At 52.0% G+C, this 24,322-nt stretch carries 26 protein-coding genes; 7 read left to right on the plus strand and 19 right to left on the minus strand.

What is annotated here, in order from left to right; genetic code table 11:
• Positions 1-15: 15 nt before the first annotated feature.
• Positions 16-282 carry a YqhV family protein gene (locus K0T92_RS02235; RefSeq protein WP_219870781.1) on the minus strand — a complete coding sequence of 89 codons (267 nt, stop codon included), beginning with the start codon at positions 280-282 and terminating at the stop codon, positions 16-18.
• A 195-nt stretch (positions 283-477) separates the two neighbouring features.
• Between K0T92_RS02235 and comA the strand changes: the two genes are divergently transcribed.
• The 3 genes from comA to K0T92_RS02250 all read left to right on the plus strand — a co-directional run bounded on the left by comA (position 478) and on the right by K0T92_RS02250 (position 2,693).
• Positions 478-1,338, plus strand: a complete 861-nt coding sequence (gene comA, locus K0T92_RS02240; protein WP_219870782.1) for a phosphosulfolactate synthase — start codon at positions 478-480, stop codon at positions 1,336-1,338.
• Positions 1,339-1,416: 78 nt separating this feature from the next.
• A complete protein-coding gene (locus K0T92_RS02245; RefSeq protein ID WP_219870783.1) occupies positions 1,417-2,127 on the plus strand; it encodes a 2-phosphosulfolactate phosphatase in 711 nt (236 codons plus the stop codon).
• A gap of 104 nt (positions 2,128-2,231) precedes the next feature.
• Entirely contained in the window at positions 2,232-2,693 is a 462-nt protein-coding gene (locus tag K0T92_RS02250; RefSeq protein ID WP_219870784.1) for a DUF441 domain-containing protein, read from the plus strand.
• Between the two features lie 537 nt (positions 2,694-3,230).
• Here K0T92_RS02250 and K0T92_RS02255 read toward each other — a convergent pair.
• From K0T92_RS02255 to K0T92_RS02275, 5 genes are all read right to left on the minus strand, one after another.
• The gene (locus tag K0T92_RS02255; RefSeq protein ID WP_219870785.1) at positions 3,231-4,484 is read right to left on the minus strand and encodes an aspartate kinase; all 1,254 of its coding nucleotides are present in this window, start codon (positions 4,482-4,484) and stop codon (positions 3,231-3,233) included.
• A 133-nt stretch (positions 4,485-4,617) separates the two neighbouring features.
• A complete protein-coding gene (efp, locus tag K0T92_RS02260; RefSeq protein WP_219870786.1) occupies positions 4,618-5,175 on the minus strand; it encodes an elongation factor P in 558 nt (185 codons plus the stop codon).
• Positions 5,176-5,206: 31 nt separating this feature from the next.
• A complete protein-coding gene (locus K0T92_RS02265) occupies positions 5,207-6,280 on the minus strand; it encodes a M24 family metallopeptidase (protein WP_219870787.1) in 1,074 nt (357 codons plus the stop codon).
• A 35-nt stretch (positions 6,281-6,315) separates the two neighbouring features.
• A complete protein-coding gene (gene aroQ / locus K0T92_RS02270; RefSeq protein WP_219870788.1) occupies positions 6,316-6,777 on the minus strand; it encodes a type II 3-dehydroquinate dehydratase in 462 nt (153 codons plus the stop codon).
• A gap of 90 nt (positions 6,778-6,867) precedes the next feature.
• Entirely contained in the window at positions 6,868-7,383 is a 516-nt protein-coding gene (locus tag K0T92_RS02275; protein WP_219870789.1) for a YqhR family membrane protein, read from the minus strand.
• Positions 7,384-7,625: 242 nt separating this feature from the next.
• Here K0T92_RS02275 and K0T92_RS02280 point away from each other — a divergent pair, with 242 nt between their 5' ends.
• A complete protein-coding gene (locus K0T92_RS02280) occupies positions 7,626-8,525 on the plus strand; it encodes a DUF1385 domain-containing protein (protein ID WP_219871175.1) in 900 nt (299 codons plus the stop codon).
• Positions 8,526-8,565: 40 nt separating this feature from the next.
• The gene (locus tag K0T92_RS02285) at positions 8,566-8,853 is read left to right on the plus strand and encodes a hypothetical protein (RefSeq protein ID WP_219870790.1); all 288 of its coding nucleotides are present in this window, start codon (positions 8,566-8,568) and stop codon (positions 8,851-8,853) included.
• A gap of 661 nt (positions 8,854-9,514) precedes the next feature.
• Here the strand turns inward: K0T92_RS02285 and mntR are convergent.
• From mntR to K0T92_RS02350, 13 genes are all read right to left on the minus strand, one after another.
• Positions 9,515-9,937, minus strand: a complete 423-nt coding sequence (gene mntR, locus K0T92_RS02290) for a transcriptional regulator MntR (protein WP_219870791.1) — start codon at positions 9,935-9,937, stop codon at positions 9,515-9,517.
• A gap of 185 nt (positions 9,938-10,122) precedes the next feature.
• Positions 10,123-10,833, minus strand: a complete 711-nt coding sequence (locus K0T92_RS02295) for a cytochrome c biogenesis CcdA family protein (RefSeq protein ID WP_219870792.1) — start codon at positions 10,831-10,833, stop codon at positions 10,123-10,125.
• A 36-nt stretch (positions 10,834-10,869) separates the two neighbouring features.
• Positions 10,870-11,673: a metal ABC transporter permease gene (locus tag K0T92_RS02300; RefSeq protein ID WP_219870793.1), complete on the minus strand. Its 804-nt coding sequence runs from the start codon at positions 11,671-11,673 to the stop codon at positions 10,870-10,872.
• Positions 11,657-12,469: a metal ABC transporter ATP-binding protein gene (locus K0T92_RS02305; protein ID WP_219870794.1), complete on the minus strand. Its 813-nt coding sequence runs from the start codon at positions 12,467-12,469 to the stop codon at positions 11,657-11,659. Before K0T92_RS02305 ends, K0T92_RS02300 begins: the two co-directional genes overlap by 17 nt.
• Before the next feature lie 71 nt (positions 12,470-12,540).
• Positions 12,541-13,572 carry a metal ABC transporter solute-binding protein, Zn/Mn family gene (locus K0T92_RS02310; protein ID WP_246627794.1) on the minus strand — a complete coding sequence of 344 codons (1,032 nt, stop codon included), beginning with the start codon at positions 13,570-13,572 and terminating at the stop codon, positions 12,541-12,543.
• A 121-nt stretch (positions 13,573-13,693) separates the two neighbouring features.
• Positions 13,694-15,679, minus strand: a complete 1,986-nt coding sequence (metG, locus tag K0T92_RS02315) for a methionine--tRNA ligase (RefSeq protein WP_219870795.1) — start codon at positions 15,677-15,679, stop codon at positions 13,694-13,696.
• A gap of 93 nt (positions 15,680-15,772) precedes the next feature.
• Entirely contained in the window at positions 15,773-15,949 is a 177-nt protein-coding gene (locus K0T92_RS02320; RefSeq protein ID WP_219870796.1) for a hypothetical protein, read from the minus strand.
• A gap of 113 nt (positions 15,950-16,062) precedes the next feature.
• The gene (gene yidD / locus K0T92_RS02325; protein ID WP_219870797.1) at positions 16,063-16,326 is read right to left on the minus strand and encodes a membrane protein insertion efficiency factor YidD; all 264 of its coding nucleotides are present in this window, start codon (positions 16,324-16,326) and stop codon (positions 16,063-16,065) included.
• Between the two features lie 167 nt (positions 16,327-16,493).
• Positions 16,494-18,479 (minus strand): stalk domain-containing protein, encoded by a 1,986-nt coding sequence (locus tag K0T92_RS02330; RefSeq protein WP_219870798.1) that lies wholly within the window; start codon positions 18,477-18,479, stop codon positions 16,494-16,496.
• A 171-nt stretch (positions 18,480-18,650) separates the two neighbouring features.
• Complete coding sequence (locus K0T92_RS02335; RefSeq protein WP_219870799.1) at positions 18,651-18,869, minus strand: hypothetical protein; 219 nt, start codon at positions 18,867-18,869, stop codon at positions 18,651-18,653.
• 114 nt (positions 18,870-18,983) lie between these two features.
• Positions 18,984-20,147 (minus strand): ABC transporter permease, encoded by a 1,164-nt coding sequence (locus K0T92_RS02340; protein ID WP_219870800.1) that lies wholly within the window; start codon positions 20,145-20,147, stop codon positions 18,984-18,986.
• Positions 20,140-21,294, minus strand: coding sequence for an ABC transporter permease (locus K0T92_RS02345; RefSeq protein WP_219870801.1), 1,155 nt, complete (start codon positions 21,292-21,294; stop codon positions 20,140-20,142). Before K0T92_RS02345 ends, K0T92_RS02340 begins: the two co-directional genes overlap by 8 nt.
• Positions 21,295-21,349: 55 nt before the next feature.
• Complete coding sequence (locus K0T92_RS02350) at positions 21,350-22,294, minus strand: ABC transporter ATP-binding protein (RefSeq protein WP_219870802.1); 945 nt, start codon at positions 22,292-22,294, stop codon at positions 21,350-21,352.
• A 187-nt stretch (positions 22,295-22,481) separates the two neighbouring features.
• On the opposite strand from K0T92_RS02350, the gene K0T92_RS02355 reads away from it, so the two are divergent.
• Positions 22,482-23,627: a sensor histidine kinase gene (locus K0T92_RS02355; RefSeq protein ID WP_219870803.1), complete on the plus strand. Its 1,146-nt coding sequence runs from the start codon at positions 22,482-22,484 to the stop codon at positions 23,625-23,627.
• Entirely contained in the window at positions 23,624-24,289 is a 666-nt protein-coding gene (locus K0T92_RS02360; RefSeq protein ID WP_219870804.1) for a response regulator transcription factor, read from the plus strand. The genes K0T92_RS02355 and K0T92_RS02360 overlap by 4 nt, the downstream gene beginning before the upstream one ends.
• The last annotated feature ends 33 nt before the right edge of the window (positions 24,290-24,322 follow it).

Below are 24,322 nucleotides of genomic sequence, written 5' to 3' on the forward strand. Positions count from 1 at the left end.
CGCAGTCTTTGAAGACTACTTTTTTAATATGCCTATTAGAAGACACGCAACTCCGGCTACAACCCACAGAAATTTGCCAGGGGACAGCTTGTCCGACAGCCCTACAAGACCGATTGTCGTTGTTGTAATAAGTACAAGCGGCCCTACGAGCGCTAAAGCTGAGTTAACCGCGAGCGCTTTGTCAATCTGGTTCAACCTGAGCATTATAAGCGCCGCGCATATTTCTACCGTACCTGACAGCAGACGCAAGGAAGCCATCGTCATCACGATTTTGTTAAGCATCACTCACTCCTCCTCAATAAATTGGCTTAACGGTTATAGTACAGCCTATGCGGACTTGTCTATCATTCAGACCGACAAATAAACTTATGCAGCCAAGCTTAATTGGGCACACGCCCTTGCCGAAATGCATATATTGCACTCGAATGTCAAAGTGATTCTTCACGATAACGTGTGAACAAGCGAGGAGATTAAATCATGAGAGCCATATCCCGTACAGCTTGGCCGGAGTTGCTGCAAGATCCCAGTGGATTGCGAGAAAAGCTATGTCGTACCGGGGATACAGCCGTCTCCCTGAACAGGCATGCCGGCCGCGGACAGACAATGGTGATCGACAAAGGCCTCGGCATGCATGCCTTCACAGATTTGCTCGAGACCGCAGGCCATTATATGGATTGCTTGAAGCTTGGCTTCGGCACCGCTCCCCTCTATCCGTCTGAGCTTCTGCACAATAAGCTGCAATTCGCCAAACGAAGCGGAATTATTGTGATGCCAGGCGGCACGCTGCTGGAGGCTGCGATTCAGCAGAACGTCGTTCCTGCTTTCTTCGAAACGATCTGCCGTCTGGGCTTTAGCGGGATCGAGGTTTCGGACGGAACGATCGAGCTGCCGCGCATACAGCGAACCGAGCTTATCCGTGAAGGTGTGAGACATGGACTGCGCGTCGTGTCCGAATATGGCAAGAAGCTGTCCGGCTCCATGATCGAAGCGGATGAGCTTGCATTCACAGCAGAAGAGGATTGGAAGGCGGGCTCCGAGCTTGTAACAATCGAAGCCAGGGAGTCAGGCACCGGTGTCGGGTTGTTCGACGAAGACGGCGAGTGCCGGGAGGATGTGCTGGAGGCGATATGCCGCGTCATACCGGATACGCGCCGGATTATGTGGGAAGCGCCGCTGAAGCATCAGCAGGTCCTGCTGCTTGATACATTCGGAGCCAATGTTCATCTCGGCAATATCCCTCCGTCAGATGCATTGACACTTGAGACGATGCGCCGCGGCCTAAGGTCTGATACCTTCCATCTGGCCAGGAACATAGAAGCTCTTCATTACATGATCTAACAGGCTTGACAACGGGACTGCTGCACATCACTGCTGTTCTCGTGCAAGAGTGACCAATGGAAGGCGGATCAATAAACGATGCATATTGAGGTTATTTCAAGCGTCAACGAAGCGCGGGCAGACCGGTTTACCCATCGGACAGCGATCGTGATTGATGTGCTCAGGGCGACCAGCACGATGATAACCGCATTGCAAGCAGGGGCAGTCAGCATCTACCCTGTTGAGACAGTGCTCGAAGCGCGCACGCTGCAGAGGCAAGGCTACATGCTGGCAGGCGAACGCTTCTGCCGTAAAATACCGGGGTTCGAGCTCGGCAACTCGCCCAATGATTTCACACCGGAAGTGGTACAAGGCCGCCGAATCGTACTGACGACAACGAATGGCACACGTGCGGTCCATAAAGCGATGCGGGCGGACTTTGTCCTGTCGGCTGCTCTGCTCAACGCTACCGCATGCGCAAAGGCCGCGATTGAATTGCGGCGGGATGTCGTCCTGCTCTGCGCTGGCTGCCATGATGATTTCGCCCTTGAGGATGGACTATGCGCAGGGCTTATTATTGATCGCCTGAAGGCTCTGTCCTCTTCCTCCGTTGGGATAGACGACTTCGGCACAGCGATGCTGGGCCTGTACCACAGCTCGAAGGAGTGTGTGGCAGAGAGACTTACGGCAAGCTCTTCGGGCAAGCGGCTGATCAAAATGGGATTCGGGCGGGATATTGAAAGCTGCGCTCAATTGGATACGAGCGGCATCGTCCCCAAACTGCAGGGGGATATGATTATTGTAGGCTGATGAGGAGCGGGGGCATATCGGCGAGGCTTGTTCCATACAATGGACAGTAGACGCCCATCCGTGCGGGATGGGATGATGCTAATGAGTTGAAGGAGCATGGGGGCATGAACGGTCAAATCATTCTAGTTATTCTAATCATTATCGGGCTGGCAGGGCGCTCTCCAATTATTTCCACCGCAGCATGCGTGCTGCTTATCGTGAAGCTCGTTCACCTGGAGCGGTTCCTGCCCATGATCGAAAGGCGCGGAATGGAGCTCGGCCTGCTGTTCCTGACCTTCAGCGTACTCGTCCCGTTCGCCTCCGAGCGGATCCAGAGCAAGGATATGATCAGCGCACTGACTTCATGGCCCGGCATCCTTGCCCTGATGGGAGGCGCGGCCGCTACCTACATTAATGGCAAAGGATTGGAGATGCTGAAGTTCGATCCCCAAATCATTGTCGGACTTGTTGCAGGCTCCATTATCGGCATCGTGTTTTTTCGCGGCATTCCGGTTGGCCCTCTTATGGCTGCAGGAATTACCGCCATTCTGTTCAAGCTGTTCACTCTTATAGCCGAACGATTCTAGTTCTTTTGGAGTTCTTGCGATCATGGGACATTTGACGTCCTTCTCGCCAGAGGATGGTCCGTCATTCAAATGCCGAGATATGCGAGATACAAGATGCGAGATGCGAGATGCGAGCCAGGCGAAACATGCGAAACGGCATTAATGTTCTCGTTTCTGACCCCATGAAGGTGAAATGCCTGCCAGCGTGCAGGTATTTCACCTTCATTTCCCCTTAACGGCCGATTTTTTTCTCAAATTCATGCATGTTTGCAGGCTTTCTACCATTATGGCGTCTTATAACCAAAATTCATGCACATTCGCAGGCTTCTTGCTCCGTCACGCTGCCTTCAAACTTGGACAAGGAGTTGGCCTGAAAGTTGTCTGATGCTTACAGACTCCCCCTAAGTTCCCCTGTACAACGAAAAAGATGCCTCCAGCTCCACTTTTTAGTGGTTTGGAGACATCTTTCACATCATTAGGGACTGACGCATTGGATATTGGACTTTTTCGGACAGTCCCAGGTTTCTTAGTGATTCAATTCAAGCTATATAATCGTGTTTAGCGGCGATCCTGCGGGCCACCAACAAAGGCTTGCTCTGCTGTATCCAATCCATATGCGGTATGCAGCGCGCGTACGACATCTTGAACAGGCTCGGCTGCAATGATGCATGACAAACGAATTTCTGACGTGCTGACCATTTTGATGCTCACGCCCAGGTTGTAGATCGCTTCAAACATCTTCGCAGCAACACCCGGGTTGCTGACCATGCCAGCGCCTACGATGGATACCTTCACGAGATCCTCTTCCGAGCTTAGCTCGCGATAAGGAACTTCTCCGCTGATGCTCTCAACAACACGCAGCGCCCGCTCTTTGTCGTCCTGAGACACAGTAAAGGAAAAGTCAGCCTTGCCATCTTGCACACCGCTTTGAACGATAATGTCCACATCGATGCCATTGCTCGCAAGGGAGCCAAATACTTTAGCCAGCACGCCCGGCACATCCTCTACGCCTGCGATGCTGATTCTTGCCACATTCTTGTCAAAAGCAATGCCGCGAACGACAATCCCCTGTTCCATGACCGCTTCCTCCTTCACACTCGTCCCTTCGTTTTGCGTAAAGCTAGAACGTACGACAAGGCGTACATTATTCAATTTCGCATATTCCACCGCACGAGGATGCAGAACAGCTGCGCCAAGATTGGCCAGCTCCAGCATTTCGTCATACGAAATTTCATTCAATTTCCGTGCACATTTAACGACACGCGGATCGGTCGAATAAACGCCGTCCACATCCGTATAAATCTCGCACACATCGGCATTGATCGCCGCAGCAAGAGCAACTGCGGTCGTGTCCGATCCGCCGCGTCCGAGTGTCGTAATTTCTCCGTCATCCGTCATTGCCTGGAATCCGGCAACAATGACCGCGTTTCCTTCATCCAGCGCCTTGAACAGCCGATCCGGCTTAATATCTCTAATACGCGCCTTGCTGTGCACCCCGTCTGTGCGAAACCCGGCTTGCCAGCCGGTAAAGGACATCGCTTGATATCCAATGCTATGGATGGCCATGGACAACAGCGACACGGAGATTTGCTCCCCGGTAGTAAGCAGCATATCCATCTCGCGAGCTGGCGGATTCGGATTAAGCTCCTTTGACTTGTCGATCAAATCATCTGTTGTATCGCCCATTGCCGACACGACAACAACTACCCGGTGACCGGCATCTTTATAATCGGCAATTCGTCTTGCGACCCGTTGCATCCGTTCTGTCGAACCGACGGAGCTGCCGCCGAACTTCATTACTATCAAAGACAACGCTGATCCACTCCCAACGTATTCAATTCATAATCATCAAATAAAGATTATAGCATAAGGTTGCCTTATTGGGTATGAAAAAACCGCCCGGGTATTCGCCCGGGCGGCCTTATATCTGGCAAGGAAGAAAGTACTATGCGCGGGAGATGTATTTGCCTTCTCGCGTATCAATGAGAAGAACGTCGCCTTCGTTAATGAAGAGCGGCACTTGAACATTCAGTCCTGTTTCGACTGTTGCGTTCTTGGTCGCGCCGGTTGCTGTGTTGCCTTTAATGCCCGGCTCGGTCTCCACAACCTTCAAGTCTACGCTGTTAGGCAGCGTAATTCCCAGAATCTCGCTATGGTAACTGGAGATGTTAACCGTCATGTTCTCCTTGAGGAAGTTGATCTCCCATTCCAGCTGCTTCTTATCCAGTGTGAACTGGTCATACGTCTCGTTGTCCATAAAGGTGTACTCGCTGCCGGAGTTGTACAAGTATTGAACAGCGCGGTTCTCTACATGCGCACGGCCAAGGCTCTCGCCTGCACGGAACGTTCTCTCCACCGTGTTGCCGTTGCGGAGATTTTTGAGCTTGGAACGAACAAAAGCCGCTCCTTTACCCGGTTTAACATGTTGAAAATCCAATACCGTAAAAATATCGCTATCCACTTCAATGGTCAGGCCTGTCTTAAAATCGTTAACTGATATCACTGCTGACAACCTCCTAAATTATGTTAAGCACTCAACCCAAAATATGTAGCTCCTTCGGTGAAGAGGTTAATAACGAATTTCCTGATTTTGTAATGACGATATCGTCCTCGATTCTGACTCCGCCAAATCCGGGAATATAGATGCCAGGCTCGACCGTAACAGTCATGCCAGGCTCCAGAATTGTATCTCCCGTCTTCGAGAGGCGCGGCGCTTCATGGATCTCCATGCCAAGGCCATGCCCTGTGCCATGACCGAAACAATCGCCATACCCATACTTCGCAATGACATCTCTTGCAATGGCATCCGCTTCGCGTCCCGTCATGCCAGGCGCAATGGCCGCCAGCGCAGCAAGCTGCGCCTCCAGCACGATCGCATAGATTTCACGGTGCCGATCCGTCGGAGAGCCAACTACAATAGTACGTGTCAGATCAGAGCAATAGCCGCCGTAATAAGCGCCAAAATCAAGCTTTACAAACTCATTGCTGCCAATAATCCGGTCGCTTGCCACCCCATGCGGCAGCGCTGACCGCTCGCCTGAAGCAACAATTGTCTCGAAGGAGGTCGATGTGGCGCCCTTGCCGCGCATATACATCTCCATCTCAAGCGCAACCTCGCGTTCGCTGATTCCCGGCTTAATGAAGCCAAGGATATGCCGGTAGGTATCGTCTGCCAGAGCAGCCGCATCCCGCATAACCGCAAGCTCGCATTCTTCCTTGATCATACGCAGTCCTTCAACAACACCGGAGACAGGAACAAGCTCAATATCGCCAAGCGCTTCCTGCCAGGCCCTGTATTCACTGAACACAACATGATCCTGTTCGAATCCAAGCCTCTGCACACCGGCTGACGCCGCCAGCTCGGCGACGGTAGCAATGATTGAGGCCGTATGCTCGACGACTGTGAATCCAGCCGCTTGCTGCGGCGCCTGCGACATATAGCGAAAATCGGTTATTAGCCACTGATCGGACGAAGTCAGCAGAAGTGCTCCGGCAGATCCGGTAAACCCGCTGACATAACGGCGGTTGAACGAATTCGTAATAAGTATGGCATCCAGCCCATGCCCATCCAGCTTCTTCGTTACACCATCTACGCGATTATTCGTCATAATCCACCCTTCCACCATGACGCTGGGACAGCAGGCTAGACCGTTTCCTGACCTCTGTCCTGCGGATTCAAATGCTGCACGAGTGCATGAAGTCCAAGCACATAGCTGTGCGCGCCGAAACCGGCGATTTGTCCAAGCGCGACTGGCGCTGTAACGGATACATGCCGGAATGCCTCGCGTTTATGAATATTGGACAGATGAACTTCGACAAAAGGGATAGCTACAGCTCCCAGCGCATCACGCAGCGCATAGCTGTAATGCGTCAGCGCACCGGGATTGATCATAATCCCGTCCACCTTGCCGTAAGCCTCGTGAATGCGGTCAATCAGGAAGCCTTCGTGGTTAGATTGATAGAATGACGTCTCCACTACAAGCAAAGCCGCCGTTTCCCGAACAAGTGTCTCAATGCCGGAAAGCGTTGTTGTTCCGTATACACCGGGCTCGCGAATTCCGAGCATGTTCAAGTTCGGTCCGTTCAATACAAGTATCTTAATCATGAGGATCCTCCCGGCGCTTAGATCATTAGACATTTTACCACAAAGAACCATGCTTTGAGAAGTGTCTCCGCCAGAGAGGAGGATGTGATATTATTTCGCTCCCTGGGCGCCCGACGGCTCTCTCGTTGCTTCATCTGTGAATTCATAAGCAATCGTGAAGCCAATGAACAGTCCCCAGATCAGAAAAACAGAAAGCTCTGTTGCAATCGTATCCATCCCCTGCTTGTGGATCGGCGCCATCATGCCGAGCAGCGGGCCAATGCCGATGAACAGCACAACCCACCACAGCAGCCCGTACGCAATGCCCGGCCGGGGGCCGGCAATCTTCCCCAGCAGCAGCTTGTACACCAGTGCCGCGACGATGGAGAGAAGGATAAAGGCTGCCAGCCCGATCGCATAGCCCCACGGGGACTTCAGGAAGGCGCTGCGGAAGAAGGGCTCTGCCAGAAAGGCGGGAATGACTTTCGTAAAGTGGATCTGGTACAGCACCCACCGGAATGAGCCCCATATTAATCCGGCAAAAAAACCTAGGCGGACACAGAACCAATAAGGGTTGGTCTGGCGGCCGCGCTTCCTTTGGCGCAATGATTTATGTGTTAGATGCATCTGCTCTCCTCCAATTTGTGCAAGACTATAGCCCGTACAGCATAGTATGCGCCAAACCCGCATCCGTAAACGGAGAGATTCACCTGAACAGGGAAATAGGGTTACTCGCATTCATAAGCAGAATCAAGTACAATAGGATGTAATTGAACTAATATAATAGAAGCAGGTAAAAGGATGGTGATTCGCCCTTGTCGCAGGAACCACGTAATATTTATGGCGGACAAGCCGTCATCGAAGGCGTTATGTTTGCCGGCAAGCATGTTAATGTAACTGCCGTTCGCCGCAAGAACGAAGAAATCGTATTCTATGAAGTTCCACGGACATCCAAGACATGGATACAGAAACTCAAAAAAATACCGCTGCTGCGCGGCATCGTAGCTATTCTGGAATCAAGCGCTAAGGGCTCGCAGCATTTGAACTTTTCGATGGAAGCTTATGCAGAAGATGAATTGGCCGACGAGAAGGATGATGCCAAAGCTGCCCAGAAGGAAAAGGAAGGCAAGGGCGGCTGGAGCCTCAGCATGATTGTTGGCGTAGCCATTGCCGGCATTATTTCGTTCATCGTCGGCAAGCTCGTCTTTACCGTCGTTCCCGCAGCAATCGAGGAACTGCTCTTCGGAGGAGCAAATTTGAATATTGTTGTACACAACCTTATTGAGGGCCTAATCAAAATTGTGTTCCTGCTGGGATACTTATACATCATCTCGCTGACACCACTCATCAAGCGTTTGTTCCAATATCACGGTGCTGAGCATAAAGTGATTAGTGCCTATGAAGCCGGAGAGGATCTTACTGTAGCGAATGTACAGCGCTATACTCGGCTCCACTATCGCTGCGGAAGCAGCTTTATCGTATTTTCCGTGCTGGTGGGAGTCATCGTCTATTCCTTCTTCCATTGGGATTCCATGTGGGAGAGAATCTATTTGCGCGTACTGCTGCTCCCCGTCGTGCTTGGCGTATCCTATGAGACGCTCCGCTTCACGAATGCGCTTCGTGAATTGCCGCTGCTTCGTTATCTCGGCTATCCGGGACTGTGGCTTCAGAAGCTGACTACGAAGGAACCGACAGATGAGCAGGTAGCTGTATCGATCGCTTCCTTCAAACGGATGCTGGAGCTGGATCGGCAAATGGGCAAAGCTTAACACCTTTAATGTATCGTATGGGAAAGAAAGGATGAGGGGTATGCCTCGAAAATGGAGTCCGTTGTTAATCGTTATTCTGACACTTGTCGTTATTGGCCTGACTGCACAGACGATCGGTAATCCTATACAGCTCATTATTCCCGTCGTCGTTCTTGGCGTCATCTTCCTGCTCTATAAATTCCCGCCAAGGCCTTCCAAAGCGAAGCCATATCAGAAGTCAGCAGCCCGCCGTGACGGAGGGCAGACCAAGCCAAAGACACGGAAGAACGTGCCGTTCCGTGTTATTGAAGGCGGCAAGGATGACGACAATTTGCCCAAATATCATTAACGCCCACCTGGCAGGCCGCTAACGCCATTTACTATCGTGAACAAAAGGGTTGTCCGAAAGTCCAATATCCAATGAGCCAGCCCCAATTGTGAAGGGATGCCTCCAAAACCACTAAAAAGTGGGATGGAAGCATCTTTTTCATTATTTACGAGGGAATTCACAGCCCTCCTTCATTCATGTTCGCCCACTGTGCAGGTTCCCGGCTCTCCCCACTTTCAATTGTGACGGAGTATGAAGCCTGCGAATGTGCATGAATTTTGACTACAAGACACTTTAATGGAAGAATGCCTGCGATCATGCATGAATTTGAGTAAAAATCGGCCGTTAAGGGGAAAAGAAGGTGAAATACCTGCACGCTGGCAGGCATTTCACCTTCTTGGGGTCAGAAACGAGAACATTAATGCCGTTTCGCATGTTTCGCCTGGCTCGCATCTCGTATCTCATGTCTCAGCGTTTGAATGACGGATCGTCCTCTGGCAAGGAATACGTCAACAGTCCCATGATCGAGTGGGAGCTGAGATTTCCAAAAAGGACTTGCGGGTAGCCCATGTTCATCACGATTCAGGAAGAAAAAATGACATCCAACCGGCAAGCCGTTGAATGTCATTCTCATTTAGCGCCATACAATTGCCTGTCCAGCGCGCTTGCGCCACAAATAACTCTATTCGCTCTCAAGCTCCGACCGGATATTGCGCAGCTCCTCCGAGCGGCTTGGATCCCGGCGAAAATATTCTACCAGTGTCTCAATACATGTAATGGAATCCCAGCTCAGATGATGCTCTATGCCTTCAACATCTGTATAGATGTTCTCTTCCTGCACACCGATTATGGTCAGGAACGACTCCAGCAAATCATGGCGTTCCATCAGCCGCTTGCCCATCTTCTTCCCTTTATTGGTTAACACTAGTCCACGATATTTCTCGTAGATGAGATAGTTATCCTTGTCCAGCTTCTGGATCATTTTCGTAACAGATGAAGGATGTACTTCAAGACCTTCCGCTATATCTGATACGCGCGCGTACCCTTTTTCGTCAATTAGTTTGTATATCCGCTCCAAATAATCTTCCATGCTGGGCGTAGGCATTAACTGAACCTCCGTTCTCCTTATTACTCATTAAGTATCATACACTGCCCGGTGAAAGGCTGCAACCTGAGACACGGAACTTTCGATGTTTGCCTGCATGTCCAGTGAACAAGCAGATGCGCTCCGCATCATTATGACGGAGCGCATCCTGCAGCTTTTCCAGATGAAGCAAACCATCATTCCGCCTAGAATTTCAGCCACTCCGGCGTGATGGAATTCAGCCAAATTGTAATTTGAGTCATCTTGTCCGTGAAGAGCAGTATGCCCATCAGCAGCATGATTCCGCCGCCGATCTTCATCATGATGCCGGAGTAACGAACAATCCATTTCGTCGAACCGATGAAGAAAGCCAGTACGAAGAACGGTATAGCGAAGCCAAGTGAATAAGCGGTCGTAAGCTGGAACCACGTGCCAGGCTCTGAAGCGGCATATAGTATAATTGCGGTAAGAATCGGTCCGACGCATGGCGACCATCCGGCAGAGAAGCCGATACCGAACACGAATGACCCGAGATAACCCGATCTTAGCTTGATCGGCAGCTTGCGCTCCTTCATCAGCACCTTAGGTTGAATAAGGCCCATCAGGAATAGTCCCATTGCAATAATCAGTACGGCGGACAGCTGGCGTATGAGCCCTTGATACTCGGAGAAGATTTCGGCAAATGCGTTCGTGCTGTAGCCAAGCGTGTAATAAACGATAGAGAAGCCCAGAATAAAGAACAACGTGTGGCTCATCGTCCGTATTCGAACCTCTTTACCTGGATTCTCACTCTTCAAATCAGTAACTGACACACCGCTTATGTACGATAAATACGAGGGATAGAGCGGCAGACAGCATGGTGATATGAATGACGCAATACCGGCGCCAAACGCAGCCCAAACCGTTACTTCGGTCATTGCAGGAAGACCTCCCAATCTTGTGACAAATTCTTTTTAGGCGCTGAATTTGCGCCTTACAGACAACAACAGCAGCAGCATAGCAATAAGGAGCAGCACAATGGTGCCCCCGGGAGCCAAATTCCACACCCCCGCAATAACAAGGCCGCTAATGATCGCAATCTCGGCAATGACAACGACGGTAATAACAGAGCGTTGAAAGCTTCTTGCAATGACAAGACTGCAAGCGGCAGGAATCGTCAGTAGCGCTGAGACGAGCAGAGCGCCGACAATCTTGATCGAGACACTAATGACCAATGCCGTCAATACGCTAATCAAAAAGTTGAAATAGCGTGTCGGCAGACCGCTGACAGCGGCGGCATCTTCATCAAACGTCATCAGAAACAGCTCCTTGGCATGCATACGAACCGCAATCAGAACCACGACCGTAACGATACCGATCAATAGAAGATCTGTATCATCCAGCGTGTAGATGCTTCCGAACAGATAGCCGCTGACGCTGACGTTAAATCCTTTTCCCATGGAGAATAACAAGGACGCCAGCGCCACGCCTCCGGACATAATAATAGCAATCGATAGCTCCGCATAAGACTTGTAAGCCTTGCGCAGCTTCTCGATTGCGAATGTCGCGGCCAGCGCGAACACAAGACCGACGCCGATCGGATATACGCCAATAAGGAAGCCTAGTGCTACGCCTGCAATGGAGACATGCGCCAATGTATCTCCAATCATCGCCAAGCGGCGAAGTACAAGAAAAAGGCCCATGAGCGGCGCGGTTATACCGATTAGAATGCCGCCAATAAGCGCTCTTTGAAAAAACTCGCTAGTTATTATTTCCAAGCCCTGCGCCCACTTTCTCTCTTTCCATGGAATGACGCAGATCCTTTAGACTATGCGTCAAGTTCGTTTCCACACAATCCTCGATCTCATGAGAGTGCTTCACATAAAATTTAAGCTTGCCGCTCCCGCCCTTGGGCTCTTCGCCCAGATAGGACCGAATCATCTCCAGATCATGGGAAACCATCAGAAACGTAATATTGTGATGCTGGTGCATATGTTTGATCAAATGAAAAAAATCTTGCTGAGTCTCCGTATCTATGCCGACGGTAGGCTCATCCAGAATAAGCAGCGCCGGATTATTGATCATGGCACGCGCCAGAAATGTCCGCTGCTGCTGGCCTCCGGACAGCTGCCCGATCCGCTTGCCCGCAAGATCCTCGATATTCATCGCATGAAGCGCTTCATCGCATTTGATCCCATCGGCCTTCGTCACCCTTCGAAACAGCTTGTTTCTGCTGTAAAGGCCTGACATGACGACCTCGCGAACGGTAGCTGGAAACAGTGGATTAAACACATTCTTCTGCGGCACATAGCCGATCCGGTTCCAATCGCGAAACTCGCCAATCGGCTGGCCAAATAAGTTAACACTGCCGCTGTCGGGCTTCAGCAGCCCGACAATAATGCGCAGCAGTGTTGTCTTGCCCGCTCCATTAGAGCCGATTAATCCGACGAAATCCCGCTCCCGTACGGCAAATTGCACATGCTCAAGCACAGGCTTCTGCTGATAAGAGAATGATATGTTCGACAACTCGATCACATTCTGATGACACATTGTTTGCTGCTGATCAGCACGCATTAAGAATCACTCCTACTCCCGCGCCCTCTGATGCTTCATTCAAATTGCATAATGACTTGAACCTTGTCTCTCTATTGTAATGCCTTCAGCAGATTTTGCAAATTGGCCTCCATAAGACTGAGATAGTCGTCGCCGTTCTTCTCCTGATCCGGTGTTAATCCTTCCAGAGGATTCAGCACAAGCGTATCGACGTCCGCCTCTCTTGCCAAAGTTTTGGCCAGCTCATCCGAGACCAGCTCTTCGAAGAAAATATATTTCACTCCATGCTCTTTGACGAATTTGGATATCTCCAGCAGATCCTGCGCTTTCGGCTCCGCTTCCGGCGACAAGCCCATAATCGATACCTGGGCAAGCCCGTAATCCCGCGCCAAGTAGCCGAAGGCCTGATGCGACACGACGATATCCTTATGCGGCGCGGCAGCCAGCTCAGTCTTGAAACGATCATGAAGCGCGGCAAGCTTGTTCGCCAGCTTCTCATAATTCGCCTCATAGTCGGCCTTGTGCGACGCATCTACCTGTATGAAGCTGTCCAGAACATTGCGAGCCATAATGAGCATGGAATTCGGACTGACCCAAGTATGCGGATCAACATCATGATGATGCCCCTCTTCGCCCCCATGCGCAGCTTCATCAGCATGAGCGGCTTCATCCTCATGTGCCGCTTCATCCGCATGGTCGGCTTCGCCCTCGTGATCATGCCCCTCTTCCTCACTGCCCTTAATTAAAGGGATACCTTTGCTGATCTCTGAAGTGGCCAGCTTGCTGTCCTTGGGCAAGCCCTCCAGAAAATCATCTACCCAGCCTTCCAGTCCAGCTCCGTTATACAGGAACAGCTGCGCCTTGGCTGCCGTATCCAAATCCCTGCTCTTGGGACTCCAATCATGCGGCTCTACGCCAGCAGGAATCATATTCACAACGTTCACCTGGTCCCCGCCAATCTCCTTCGCCAAAAAATAGAGCGGATAGATGCTCGTCACGATATTCGTCTTGCCCTCCACCAGCTTGCTGCCGGAATCACCGCATCCGGCTAACGCTATAACAGAAATAACAATCATTATTAATGTTAATGGTTTCACACTCATTCTTCCCATTCGTTCTCTCATCGCAGCCCCTGGCCTCCACCTCTAAAATCGTAAACATTACTATTAAATTGTATCAGCGGCGTACTGGGCTGTCAATGAGAAACCGCCGAAGCACTTGGCCCCGGCGGCGTAAAGTTCTTATTTATTTCACAATCGCTCCATTAGGCATGCCATCCGGCACGGTCGCAAGCGTCAGCTCATCACCGTGCGAGGCTGCAAGAATCATTCCTTGCGACATCTCGCCGCGAAGCTTCACCGGCTTTAAGTTCGTCACACAAATGACTTTGCGTCCCACCATCTCCTCAGGCGTGTAAAATTTGGCGATGCCCGAGACAACCTGGCGCTGCTCATAACCAAGATCAAGCTGCAGCTTCAACAGCTTGTCCGCTTTCTTCACCGGTTCAGCAGCGATGACCTGCGCGACGCGCAGCTCCACCTTGGCGAAATCATCAATCGCGATCTCGGCCTTAGGCTCCGGCACTTCAGCCACTGGTGCGGCGGCTGCCTCCGGCTGCGTCTCTGCTTCTGCTGCCTGCGCCGCAGCGGGGTTCATCGAAGACGCGATGTATGCCGCTTCCTCCACTGCATCCAGACGCGGGAATATCGGCTCCGCTTTCGTGACGCGGGTTCCGCCTGGCAGCCCTCCGTATGTCTTTGTGCTGTCCCAGGCAGACAGCGCTCCTTCCCCAATGCCAAGCTGTCTCTGAATTTCCTTCGGCGCAGTCGTCAGGAACGGCTGAAGCAGAATGGAAATGATGCGGAGCGACTCCGCAAGATGGTACATAACGGACGCAAGAGCCTCCCTGCTCGCCTCATCCTTGGCCAGCGTCCATGGCTGCGTCTCGTCGATATATTTGTTCGTCCGGCTGACCAGTGTCCAGATCGCGGCAAGCGCAACGGAGAACTCCATCCCTTCCATTGCTGTCTCCACCTGCTCGACTGTTCTGACCGCCAATTGCGACAGCGATTCATCGAATGCGGTCACATTGCCGCCATATGCCGGAATTTCACCGCCGAAATATTTGTCAATCATCGCGACTGTCCGGTTCAACAGATTGCCAAGATCATTAGCGAGGTCGAAATTGATCCGCTCCACGAAGCCTTCCGGCGTGAAGGTGCCGTCAGAACCGAAAGGCACTTCTCTAAGCAGGAAGTAGCGCAGCGCATCCAGGCCGTAACGCTCAATGAGAACGACCGGATCGACAACGCCGCCCTTCGACTTCGACATCTTCCCTTCCTTCGTCAGCCACCAGCCGTGCGCAAACACTTTCTTAGGCAGCGGCAATCCGAGCGCCATCAGCATAATCGGCCAATAAATCGTATGGAAGCGCACAATTTCCTTGCCCACAACATGAACATCCGCAGGCCAGAATTTGTTGAACTTGCCGGGCTCGGAGGAGCCGTATCCAAGAGCGGTGATATAGTTCGACAGCGCATCGATCCAGACGTAGACGACATGCTTGGGATCGCCCTTCACCTTGACCCCCCAGTCGAACGTTGTACGAGATACCGCCAGGTCTTCCAGACCCGGCTTAATAAAATTGTTGATCATCTCGTTCTTGCGCGATTCCGGCTGGATGAAATCAGGGTTCTCTTCATAATACTGAAGCAGTCTGTCGGCATAATTGCTCATCCGGAAGAAGTAGCTCTCTTCCTTCACGAGCTCGACGGGACGGCCGCAGTCGGGACAATTCCCGTTCACGAGCTGGCGCTCAAGGAAGAACGACTCGCATGGCGTGCAATACAGTCCTTCGTAATTGCCCTTATAGATATCACCTTGCTGCAGCAGCTGGTCGAATATTTGTTCCACTACTACTTTATGCCGCTCCTGTGTGGTTCGGATAAAGTCATCATTCGTAATATCAAGCTTCTTCCACAGCTCCTTGATCGTAACAACGATGTCATCGACAAAGCGCTGCGGAGTCGTCCCCTTCTCCTGCGCTTTCCGCTCAATCTTCTGCCCGTGCTCGTCGGTGCCGGTCAAATACCAGACATCATAGCCGCGCAGCCTCTTGTACCGCGCCATGGCGTCACAGGCCACCGTCGTATAGGCATGGCCAATATGCAGCTTGTCACTGGGATAATAGATCGGGGTTGTAATATAAAAAGACTTGTTCGTTTCGCTCATGAGTAGAGCCTCCTTATCATCATTATTGCCATCTTACAAGCTTATGTCTGCACAAAAAAAGCTCCCGTCCGCTATGGGACGAAAGCTTATCGCTCACGTGGTACCACCCAATTTTCTTCCGCCGGAGCCCAGGGCGTCCGGTGAAAGCTTCATTAGTGCCGTCCGATTGGACAGCAGCCTGGCCGATAACGCGGCCTCGCGTCCCTCCCTTGCCGTTGCAGCTTCAGCAGCTGACGGTTCGAAAGCGAATTCTCCCGGACCATTTTCCACAAGATGCGCCTTGCCGGTTTCCAGCTTCTCCGGCTCTCTGGTAAGGGCATTGTCTCTGTACTTATCCGTTCATCGAAGATTCCAGTATATTGAACTCTCTTGCTTGCTACAAACTATACCGAATCAGCAGCACCGCTGTCAAGAGCGGCAGCCCGCTCCTCCCGCGTAGGCGGAACATGGTCGATGCCTCCGGGATGGAAAGGGTGGCAGCGGCAAATTCTCCGGACGGCTAGCCAGCTGCCCCGCAGCGGCCCATGCTTCTCGATCGCTTGCAGCGCATATTCGGAGCAGGTCGGGTAGAAGCGGCAGGTCGGCGGCTTCAGGGGCGATATAACCTTACGATATGCATATATAGGCGCCTTTAATATTCTCCGCATCGCTGCCTCCTTCTCATGAACCACACTCTAGCTGCTATTGTTGCATTCTACTCCGCTCATTTTACCATAGTTACAACGCCAATCCTAATAAAAAGCCTCCTCTTGGCTGCATGAGCGTGCAGCTTGCAAGAGGAGGCCCGATGGAATTATAAGTGCAAAAGCGTCATCTACCAGCGTTCTTCCGGCAGCGGCAGAAACATCATTGCAACCGGCATGTTGCCGCCAGCCGCAGGTGTGAAGACGATCTCCAGCGATTCTTCCTTGTCGCCCGTACGATAGAGCACGCCAGCCTCATTGTTGTTCTTCAGAATGCTGTTGGTCGTAGCCTTGACGACCTGACCGTTAACGATAAACGCTCCTGTATATTCACCGCCGCGGCCATTCAGCGCAATCAGTGTATTAGGCGCTACATGCGGCAGCTTGAGCGTGTACAGAACGCCGTAGTTGCCGAAATTCAGCTGCAGCTCGCCGTTCGTATAATCGATGCCGTCTTGAAACGTGTCAATCTTGCGGTCGCCAAGCATAATGCGCTGCGGCTCAAGTCCGAGCGTCTCCGTAATTTCAATAACCCGGTTAGCCCCGTTGAAGGTACCACGCGTATGCTTATCATCCCGCGGCATCACCTTCAAATTCGGCAGCTCGACAAGCGGCAGCTTCTTCTCTGCAACAATTACGACACTATACTGGAGCTCTTGATCGGAGTATATATCAGCGTATGCCGAGAACACTTGATCCTGCTTGAGCGGCACCTTCGATATCTCCGGCAAAATAACGACAGATTGCTTAGGCCCGATCTTCGTCCATTTCGGCGATTCATTGGCAATGAGCGATTCCAGGTAACGCGCGGTGGAGAATTTGCCTGCATTCACTACATAAGGGTCCGGCCCGCCCACGCCGATTGAGCTTGTATTCACATTAACCGCAGTGCTGTTCAGATTCGTTGCCACAAGATAGATTTTGACAGGATAACCGATCTTGTTCAAATGGTGGAACATGAAACGAACCTGTCCTGTAATCTGATCCTGATAAGCGATTCCTTCTTCAATGAGCGTCTCCGGGCTGTTGCTTCTCACCATCTGAGCCGTATCGGATTGAATCGTATACGGGAGCGCTGTCGCGTTGAGTACAGAGGCGCCGTCAATTGCGAATTTATCCCCGATCCGGGTGAACAGCTTCGCATATTCATCCCGCGTATACAGCACTTCGGTCGTTACCGTGAACGTCTTGCTAACCGAGTGCGACAATCCGTGACGGTCTGTAACCTCAAGCGTTACCGTCTTCTCACCGGCGTCGAAGAACACATTCTCGCCCTCTTTGCCCGTCCAGTCTCCTGACCATTTGCGAGTTACAATCGCATTCTCATCATCATAGCTGAACTCATTGAATGTGACCTGCTCCCCAATCCGGTACTGCGACTTCTCCGTGGAGAAGTCCGCTACCGGCGGCTGATTCGGAGCTTTAACCACAATAGTAACGGAATATGGCTCGCTCCACAGTCCGTTACTATCGCGAACCTGTCTGGATACCGTATACGTACCGGGCTCCGGAAAAATCTCCATCTTGCCTTCCCACACGTCTTCTACGAAAGGATAGCCTGTGCTGTTCGTCGAACGGTCGATATAGTTCACATAGGTCTCACCCGCGTAAATCTCCGCAGGCTGCACTTCAAAGTTAGCCGTTGGCAGCACTTGCGCATTCCAAGTCAATGTGATGATATTGCCGCTAAGAAGCAGATTGCTTTCCGTAATCTGCGACCAGGCACGCAGCGGAACCATCAATGAACCGCCCTGTACATATGGCGCGACAAGAGCAGTGGCCGAAACGCCATCCTTCCACAACGTCTTGTTCCCAATCTTGAAGCGGATCTCTCCCTTACTGCTCTTCGCGATCGATTCCTTCTTCGCCGCATCATACGAGATCGTATATCCATAACGCTCGGCGATAGATTTGAACGGGATAAATGTCGTCCCCTTCACCACCGTAATGGGCTGAGGCGATTTATAAGCAGCCCCGTTATGGGTAATAACGTTGCTCTTCATCTTCACAACCAGCTTATCGGACATCTGTCCCTGTGCGGTTGCCCTTTCTACAGACAGACCGGCAATTGGAATAAACAATAACGATAAGATCAAAAACCATTTCAGCGATTTCATGCTCCGTCTCCTTTATCTCTTTAATGCAGCTTGTTACCTGTCAAGATGGCTCAAGTCATGCGCTCATGACCTGTTAAACGCCATTTTGAAGGGAAAAGTTGCGCAAAAGCGGAGATCGGACATCAATTGGTCACATTTGCCGTGCCTATCGACTTCCTATTCGAAGCCCTATCAACCGTTCACTTTCATGTTCATAACGAAGCTGAATGCCATCGCAACGAACGCTGCAACGGTGAGAATTCCAACGATCAACCGAATGGATGACAAGCGCCGAATACGCTCCGGATTTTGCTCCTGCCGCGCAGTCGTTAACGCGCGATGCGCGAATAAGAAGATAATAAGCAGCGCAACGAATACCATGTTAATCAAGAACCATAACTGTGCCCACATAACAACCCCTCCTGCTAATCGATCTTGATTCACCAGAATCAACTAGACAAGACTGTAACCGATCCCTGGCAGGAATGCAACTTTCTTTGCAGCAGCTTATTGCGCAGCCGTGTACTAAACCGTTTTCTTGCTCGGTTGCAGAACAACAGATCCGAACGCCAGCAGTACAGCGGCGAATAGAAGCAATATCCCCAGCGGGAGCAGCACATCCCTAAGCGCATTCCCGAACGCCAGCTTGCCGATCGCTTCCAGCGCCCATTTCTGCGGCATGAAATTAGCCAGCTTCTGGATGTATGGAGGCATCATGCCGATTGGCACGAAGCACCCGCCCAGCAGACAGCTTGGCGTAACGATCAGATTCTGGATCTGCGACAGCTGATTGACATTGCTCACCAGACCTGCAACGGCTGTAGCAATTCCGACTGCTGCCAGCAGAAAGCATTCCAGCACGATAAAATGCGGGAGGAAATCAACACCGTAATCGTATTGGAATATCCATTCCGTCACGATTAGCATCAGCAGCAGCTGGATCGTTCCGACCAGCAGGCTGCCAATGAAGTTGCCTGCTGCGATAGAGTAGCTCCGAATCGGGGCTGCGAACATCCGGGACATCGTCCGCTGCTCCCTGTCCTCCATCACCACTTGAATGGCCCCATTGATAGCCATCATAAGGAACATGAGAATAACACCCGTTATAAGCACATTTCTGCTCCCCGTCGATCCATCCTCATTAAGCGGCGTAATCGACAACGCTGCCGGCCGGTTGTTCGTTTCCGCTAGCAGCTGTTTCAGCATAGCCGCCCGCTTCGGCCCCTCCTCCGAATGCAGGGCGGAAAGTCTCGCATACTTCGCGGCCTGGCCCGCTTCCGAAGACAGCCTCTGCTCCAGCGCAGCGTTCCACAGCTGCTCGCTTAGACGGTACAGCTTAACCTCCGGCAGCTTCCCATCCAGCAATGAAGCCGTGTAATCTGGCGGGATATATACGGCGGCATCAGCCCGGCTGTCCGTGACGGCAGACCTAAGCTCCCCGGCATTGCTGCCGAGATTGTTCTGCAGCTGGTAGCCCCCCATCTCTTCCAACGACGAGACCAACGCCGCTCCCAGCGGGCCTTCATCCGCATTCCACAAGGCAATAACGCGAGGACTTTCTACCGATGTGCCGAATAGCAGCACAATACCAGACAGCACGAGAGCAGGAAGCAGTACGAGCATGAGGAATCCTTTCGGCTGGCCTATCGTCCGTTTCAATATATTGGCGGCAATCGTCAGGCTATGCATGCAGGCTCACCACTTTCTTCAGCCTTGCAAAGGCGAGAATAAGGAGCACGGCTGTAATCATGGCAAGAATCCCTATCCCTTGCCAGATCACGGTTGTTTCGCTCTCTTCCATAATTCGTTTAATCGTCATCACTGCCCAGTGATTAATCGTAAATTTGCCGATATTCAGCACATTCTGGTTCAAATCGGCAATCATCCCGCCAGTGAGGAATGTCATCAGCACGGTAACGGTGGAGAAAATCGATTGTGTCGCCTTGCTCGTTCCGACGATAGAAGCAATGACCAGGCTAAGGCCAATCGCGCACATGGATGTGAGCAGACACGCCAGAACGAGCAGACCGAGATGATTCCCCCAGCTTACGCCGAATATTTGCCAGGAGAACACAATAATGATGCCCGCCTGCAGGACGGCAAAAATACCTGTTCCGGTCAATTTGCCAAGCACAATAATCCAGAAGGGCTGCGGGGCTGCGTACAATCTTGCCAACGTCCCCTTCTCCTTCTCCTGAAGCAAGGACAATGCGGCGGGCATTCCCGAGTAGAGCAGGAACATGACCAGATAAGCGCCCGCATAATATTGAATGGCCGAGACGCTGCCGAAGACCGCTTTTCCCTCGCCTGCAAACTCTGTGCTGATTCGCGCCACTATTTCCTCCGATTCCGTCCTCTGCTCCAGCCCCTCTCCAGCCCCGGCCAGCATGATCGCACGTCTTGTCTCCAGCTCTTTCAGAAAGGAACCGGCTGTCTCCTCAGCCATCAGATTCTCATTATCCAGCCGTCCCGGATAAGCGGTCCAAACCGCCTCCCCACCTGCCAGAAACTTCTCCGAGAAATCCTCTGGAACGATGAAGCCATAGTCCACGCTCCCCTCCCGCAGCTGGTTCAGCACCTCCTCCCTGGATGAGGCAAATTTCACGATCATAAGCCCGGCCGTTCGCTCATCCTGCAGAAATGCTTCAATCTCCTTGCTTAGTGGTCCGCGGTCAGCGATATGCATCGCTACCTGAACCGGCTTCATCTGATTATCGAATACAGTGCCAAGCAGGAAAATAAGAAATAACGGCAGTATTAGCATAATAATTACGACTGACCGCAGCCTCAGAATCTGGATCAGCTCATACCAGGCCATTGTGATCCAAGCTTGCATAAAAGTTCTCTCCTCTCGACTCTTTCTCTCTTCGATCTCTTATCTCTCCGCTTGCTTATCCACGATCTCTCAGCGTGCGCCCGGTCAGCTGCAAAAATAACGATTCCAAATCCGTCTCGACACGGGACAGCTTGAGGAGCGCCGCACCATGCTTGTGCAGAATGAACAGCAGATCCTGCAAGGCGGTGGTTGATTCATCCAGCACGACCTCAAGTGTCTGCGCATCCGTTACCATCACCGATCGCAATCTCGGATGCTCGCGCATCTCCATCAGCATCGTTTCTTCCATGCGATCAAGCTCCAGCAGCAGCTTCTCCTCTTGACCCGACTGTTTGCGAAGCTCCTCCTTCGTGCCCAGTGCGATGAGGCGTCCGCGATCCATAATGCCGACCCTTGTGCTGATCGCCTCCACTTCCTCCATATAGTGGCTCGTATAGATAACCGTCGATCCCAGCTTGTTTAATGTCCGCACAGAATCCAGAATGTGATTGCGGGACTGCGGATCGATGCCGACCGTCGGTTCGTCCATAATAATAAGCTTGGGCCGATGCATAATGGCGCAAGCGATATTCAGCCTCCGCTTCATCCCCCCTGAGAATGTTGCAGGCTTCGCTTTGGCCCGGTCCAATAGTCCGACAAACTCCAGCGACTCCGCTACCCGCTCCCTCAGCAGGCTGCCTCTCAATCCGTACAGCTTAGCGAAAAAAGCCACGTTCTCCTCCGCCGTCAAGGTTTCATATATAGCGAGCTCCTGCGGCACAAGTCCAATGAGGCGCTTCACAGCCAGCGGCTCCTTGCGGATGGAATGTCCGCCGACCCTTACATCTCCCGCGCTGGCTCCCAGCAGACCGGCAAGAATATGAATCGTCGTGCTTTTGCCCGCCCCATTCGGGCCGAGAAGGCCGAATATTTCCCCTTCTTCTATCACCAGCGACAGATGATTAACGGACAGTGCAGCATCATATTTTTTCACAACCTCATCAAAAACGACCATGCTCATCGCAGTAAGCTCCCCTCGTAATTCTGATATCTCTATTGTAAGCAGCGGCAGACTGCTTTACATGTCCGAATCGTCACTGCACAGATATGACAAAAGTCATTTTATAAGTCTTCCTCCTCTTATTGCCGCTCGGGGAACGGATCAATATGCTATAATAGGTTCACTTATGATGGGCCGGAGGGCTGCAATGTCACTGCTTCTCAGCTGGTTGCGCCATCTTCTGCTGTTCGTCCCTGCGCTCGGTACGTTATTAGCCGGCGAGGTAGAGTCACAGGGATGGTTTGTGTTGAACGTGCTGATCGGACTGCTTCTGATCAGAATCGGGGAAATAAGGCAGAGCATCGGCGGCTGGCTGCTGCCTGTAGAGCTCGTCTGGTTCGGCTATCTCGGATTTCATGAGGGCGGGCTAATGTATCTGCTGCTCTATTCGAGCTTGGCAGCGGCCTTCAGCCGCTACAGCAAGAACGGAGCGATCGCAATGTTCGTTCTGGCAGGCGGCGTTATGCTGAATGTTGTTATTCAGAACAATCAGGGGCCTGCGGTTCTCTGGTCGGCTAACATACTTTGGTGCGCGATGGCAGCTGTGCTGTATATGACGCTTCATGCTACCGCCAGGCATCATCATGTGGAGTCGCTGTATGATGAGCTCGCCCACAGCCATGAGCAGTTGGAGCAGGCACGGCGACGGCTGCAGGATTATACCGGACAGATCGAGCAGTTTGCTCAGGCCGAGGAGCGCAATCGCATCGCCAAAGATATTCACGACGATCTTGGTCATCGTCTTATCCGGCAGAAGATGATGCTGGAGGCCGCTCTTCAGCTGCTCGACACACAGCCAGAGCGAGCGCATGCGATGCTGCGGCAAATCCGGGATCAGATGGAGGACGGGATGGAAAGAATGCGCCAAACTGTTCGCCGCCTGTCTCCCTCCGATGATTCGCATTCACGCCGATATGCGCTGGACAGACTGATTGCGACATCGGGACTTGAGCTCGGGCTCGACGTTACATTCACGGTCGAAGGGATTCCACAGCTGCTGTACCCCAGTATCGAATATGTGCTCTTCCGCAACGCTCAAGAAGCGATAACGAATGCGGTGCGCCATGGCGGCGCAAAGCAAGTCAATATCATTCTTGACTATCGTCCCTACGAGCTGGCGCTGACTGTCACTAATGACGGTGCCGTGCCTGGCGAGCCGCTTCATCACGGACTCGGCCTGCGAGGAATGGAGGAACGCATCGCAATGCTGGGAGGCCGTTTGGAGGTGCAGACTTCGCCTGCATTCACAATTACTACCATTCTTCCAATTAAGAAAAGGGGAATCCACCATTGATACGTGTACTCATAGCCGATGACGATCCCTTTATCCGTGAAAGCTTGCAGGTGCTGCTTGATCTGGATCCAGATTTGACGGTCTGCGGAACTTGCGAGGATGGCGAGGCGGCCTATCAATTTGTGCGGGAGCAAGCGGTGGACGTCGTTCTGATGGATATTCGGATGCCTGTCTGCAACGGCGTGGAAGGCACCAGAAAGCTCAAAACGCTGCCGAGCCCGCCCGCTGTCCTCATTCTGACTACCTTTGACGATGATGAATATATTACCGAAGCGCTGCGCAGCGGAGCGAATGGCTACCTGCTCAAAAATGTGCCGCCCAGCCGCATCATATCCGGCATCAAGACCGTCAATGACGGCTCGCTGCTAGTCCACCCGGATATCGCGCGCAAGCTGGCCGGACTCGTTCATTCCGGCACGCGGCCAGCCGACCCCGCCTCTGACGAGGCGGAGGAGAGAAGGCAACAGCTGCTGTCCAGTCAGGGGCTGACGCAAGCCGAGCGGCATGTCGTTCAACTGATTGCCGATGGCAAATCCAATAAGGAGATTGCCTCCGCTTTATTTCTAAGCGAAGGAACGATCAAAAATTACATTTCGGTTATACTGGATAAGCTTAGTCTGAGAGACCGCACCCAATTAGCCATCTACTATTTGAAAATGTAGCTGCATATCCGTTTTGTCACCCGTTATACATTG

It is taken from the genome of Paenibacillus oenotherae (assembly GCF_019443105.1).
In the GTDB taxonomy this organism is placed as follows: domain Bacteria; phylum Bacillota; class Bacilli; order Paenibacillales; family Paenibacillaceae; genus Paenibacillus_Z; species Paenibacillus_Z oenotherae.

Excerpts from the sequence above, each read along its gene's own strand:
- K0T92_RS02235 (WP_219870781.1), bottom strand. The coding sequence starts at position 282 with ATGCTTAACAAAATCGTGATGACGATGGCTTCCTTGCGTCTGCTGTCA.
- comA (WP_219870782.1), top strand. The coding sequence starts at position 478 with ATGAGAGCCATATCCCGTACAGCTTGGCCGGAGTTGCTGCAAGATCCC.
- K0T92_RS02245 (WP_219870783.1), top strand. The coding sequence starts at position 1,417 with ATGCATATTGAGGTTATTTCAAGCGTCAACGAAGCGCGGGCAGACCGG.
- K0T92_RS02250 (WP_219870784.1), top strand. The coding sequence starts at position 2,232 with ATGAACGGTCAAATCATTCTAGTTATTCTAATCATTATCGGGCTGGCA.
- K0T92_RS02265 (WP_219870787.1), bottom strand. The coding sequence starts at position 6,280 with ATGACGAATAATCGCGTAGATGGTGTAACGAAGAAGCTGGATGGGCAT.
- aroQ (WP_219870788.1), bottom strand. The coding sequence starts at position 6,777 with ATGATTAAGATACTTGTATTGAACGGACCGAACTTGAACATGCTCGGA.
- K0T92_RS02275 (WP_219870789.1), bottom strand. The coding sequence starts at position 7,383 with ATGCATCTAACACATAAATCATTGCGCCAAAGGAAGCGCGGCCGCCAG.
- K0T92_RS02280 (WP_219871175.1), top strand. The coding sequence starts at position 7,626 with ATGTTTGCCGGCAAGCATGTTAATGTAACTGCCGTTCGCCGCAAGAAC.
- K0T92_RS02285 (WP_219870790.1), top strand. The coding sequence starts at position 8,566 with ATGCCTCGAAAATGGAGTCCGTTGTTAATCGTTATTCTGACACTTGTC.
- mntR (WP_219870791.1), bottom strand. The coding sequence starts at position 9,937 with ATGCCTACGCCCAGCATGGAAGATTATTTGGAGCGGATATACAAACTA.
- K0T92_RS02295 (WP_219870792.1), bottom strand. The coding sequence starts at position 10,833 with ATGACCGAAGTAACGGTTTGGGCTGCGTTTGGCGCCGGTATTGCGTCA.
- K0T92_RS02305 (WP_219870794.1), bottom strand. The coding sequence starts at position 12,469 with ATGCGTGCTGATCAGCAGCAAACAATGTGTCATCAGAATGTGATCGAG.
- K0T92_RS02310 (WP_246627794.1), bottom strand. The coding sequence starts at position 13,572 with ATGAGAGAACGAATGGGAAGAATGAGTGTGAAACCATTAACATTAATA.
- metG (WP_219870795.1), bottom strand. The coding sequence starts at position 15,679 with ATGAGCGAAACGAACAAGTCTTTTTATATTACAACCCCGATCTATTAT.
- yidD (WP_219870797.1), bottom strand. The coding sequence starts at position 16,326 with ATGCGGAGAATATTAAAGGCGCCTATATATGCATATCGTAAGGTTATA.
- K0T92_RS02330 (WP_219870798.1), bottom strand. The coding sequence starts at position 18,479 with ATGAAATCGCTGAAATGGTTTTTGATCTTATCGTTATTGTTTATTCCA.
- K0T92_RS02335 (WP_219870799.1), bottom strand. The coding sequence starts at position 18,869 with ATGTGGGCACAGTTATGGTTCTTGATTAACATGGTATTCGTTGCGCTG.
- K0T92_RS02340 (WP_219870800.1), bottom strand. The coding sequence starts at position 20,147 with ATGCATAGCCTGACGATTGCCGCCAATATATTGAAACGGACGATAGGC.
- K0T92_RS02345 (WP_219870801.1), bottom strand. The coding sequence starts at position 21,294 with ATGCAAGCTTGGATCACAATGGCCTGGTATGAGCTGATCCAGATTCTG.
- K0T92_RS02350 (WP_219870802.1), bottom strand. The coding sequence starts at position 22,294 with ATGAGCATGGTCGTTTTTGATGAGGTTGTGAAAAAATATGATGCTGCA.
- K0T92_RS02355 (WP_219870803.1), top strand. The coding sequence starts at position 22,482 with ATGTCACTGCTTCTCAGCTGGTTGCGCCATCTTCTGCTGTTCGTCCCT.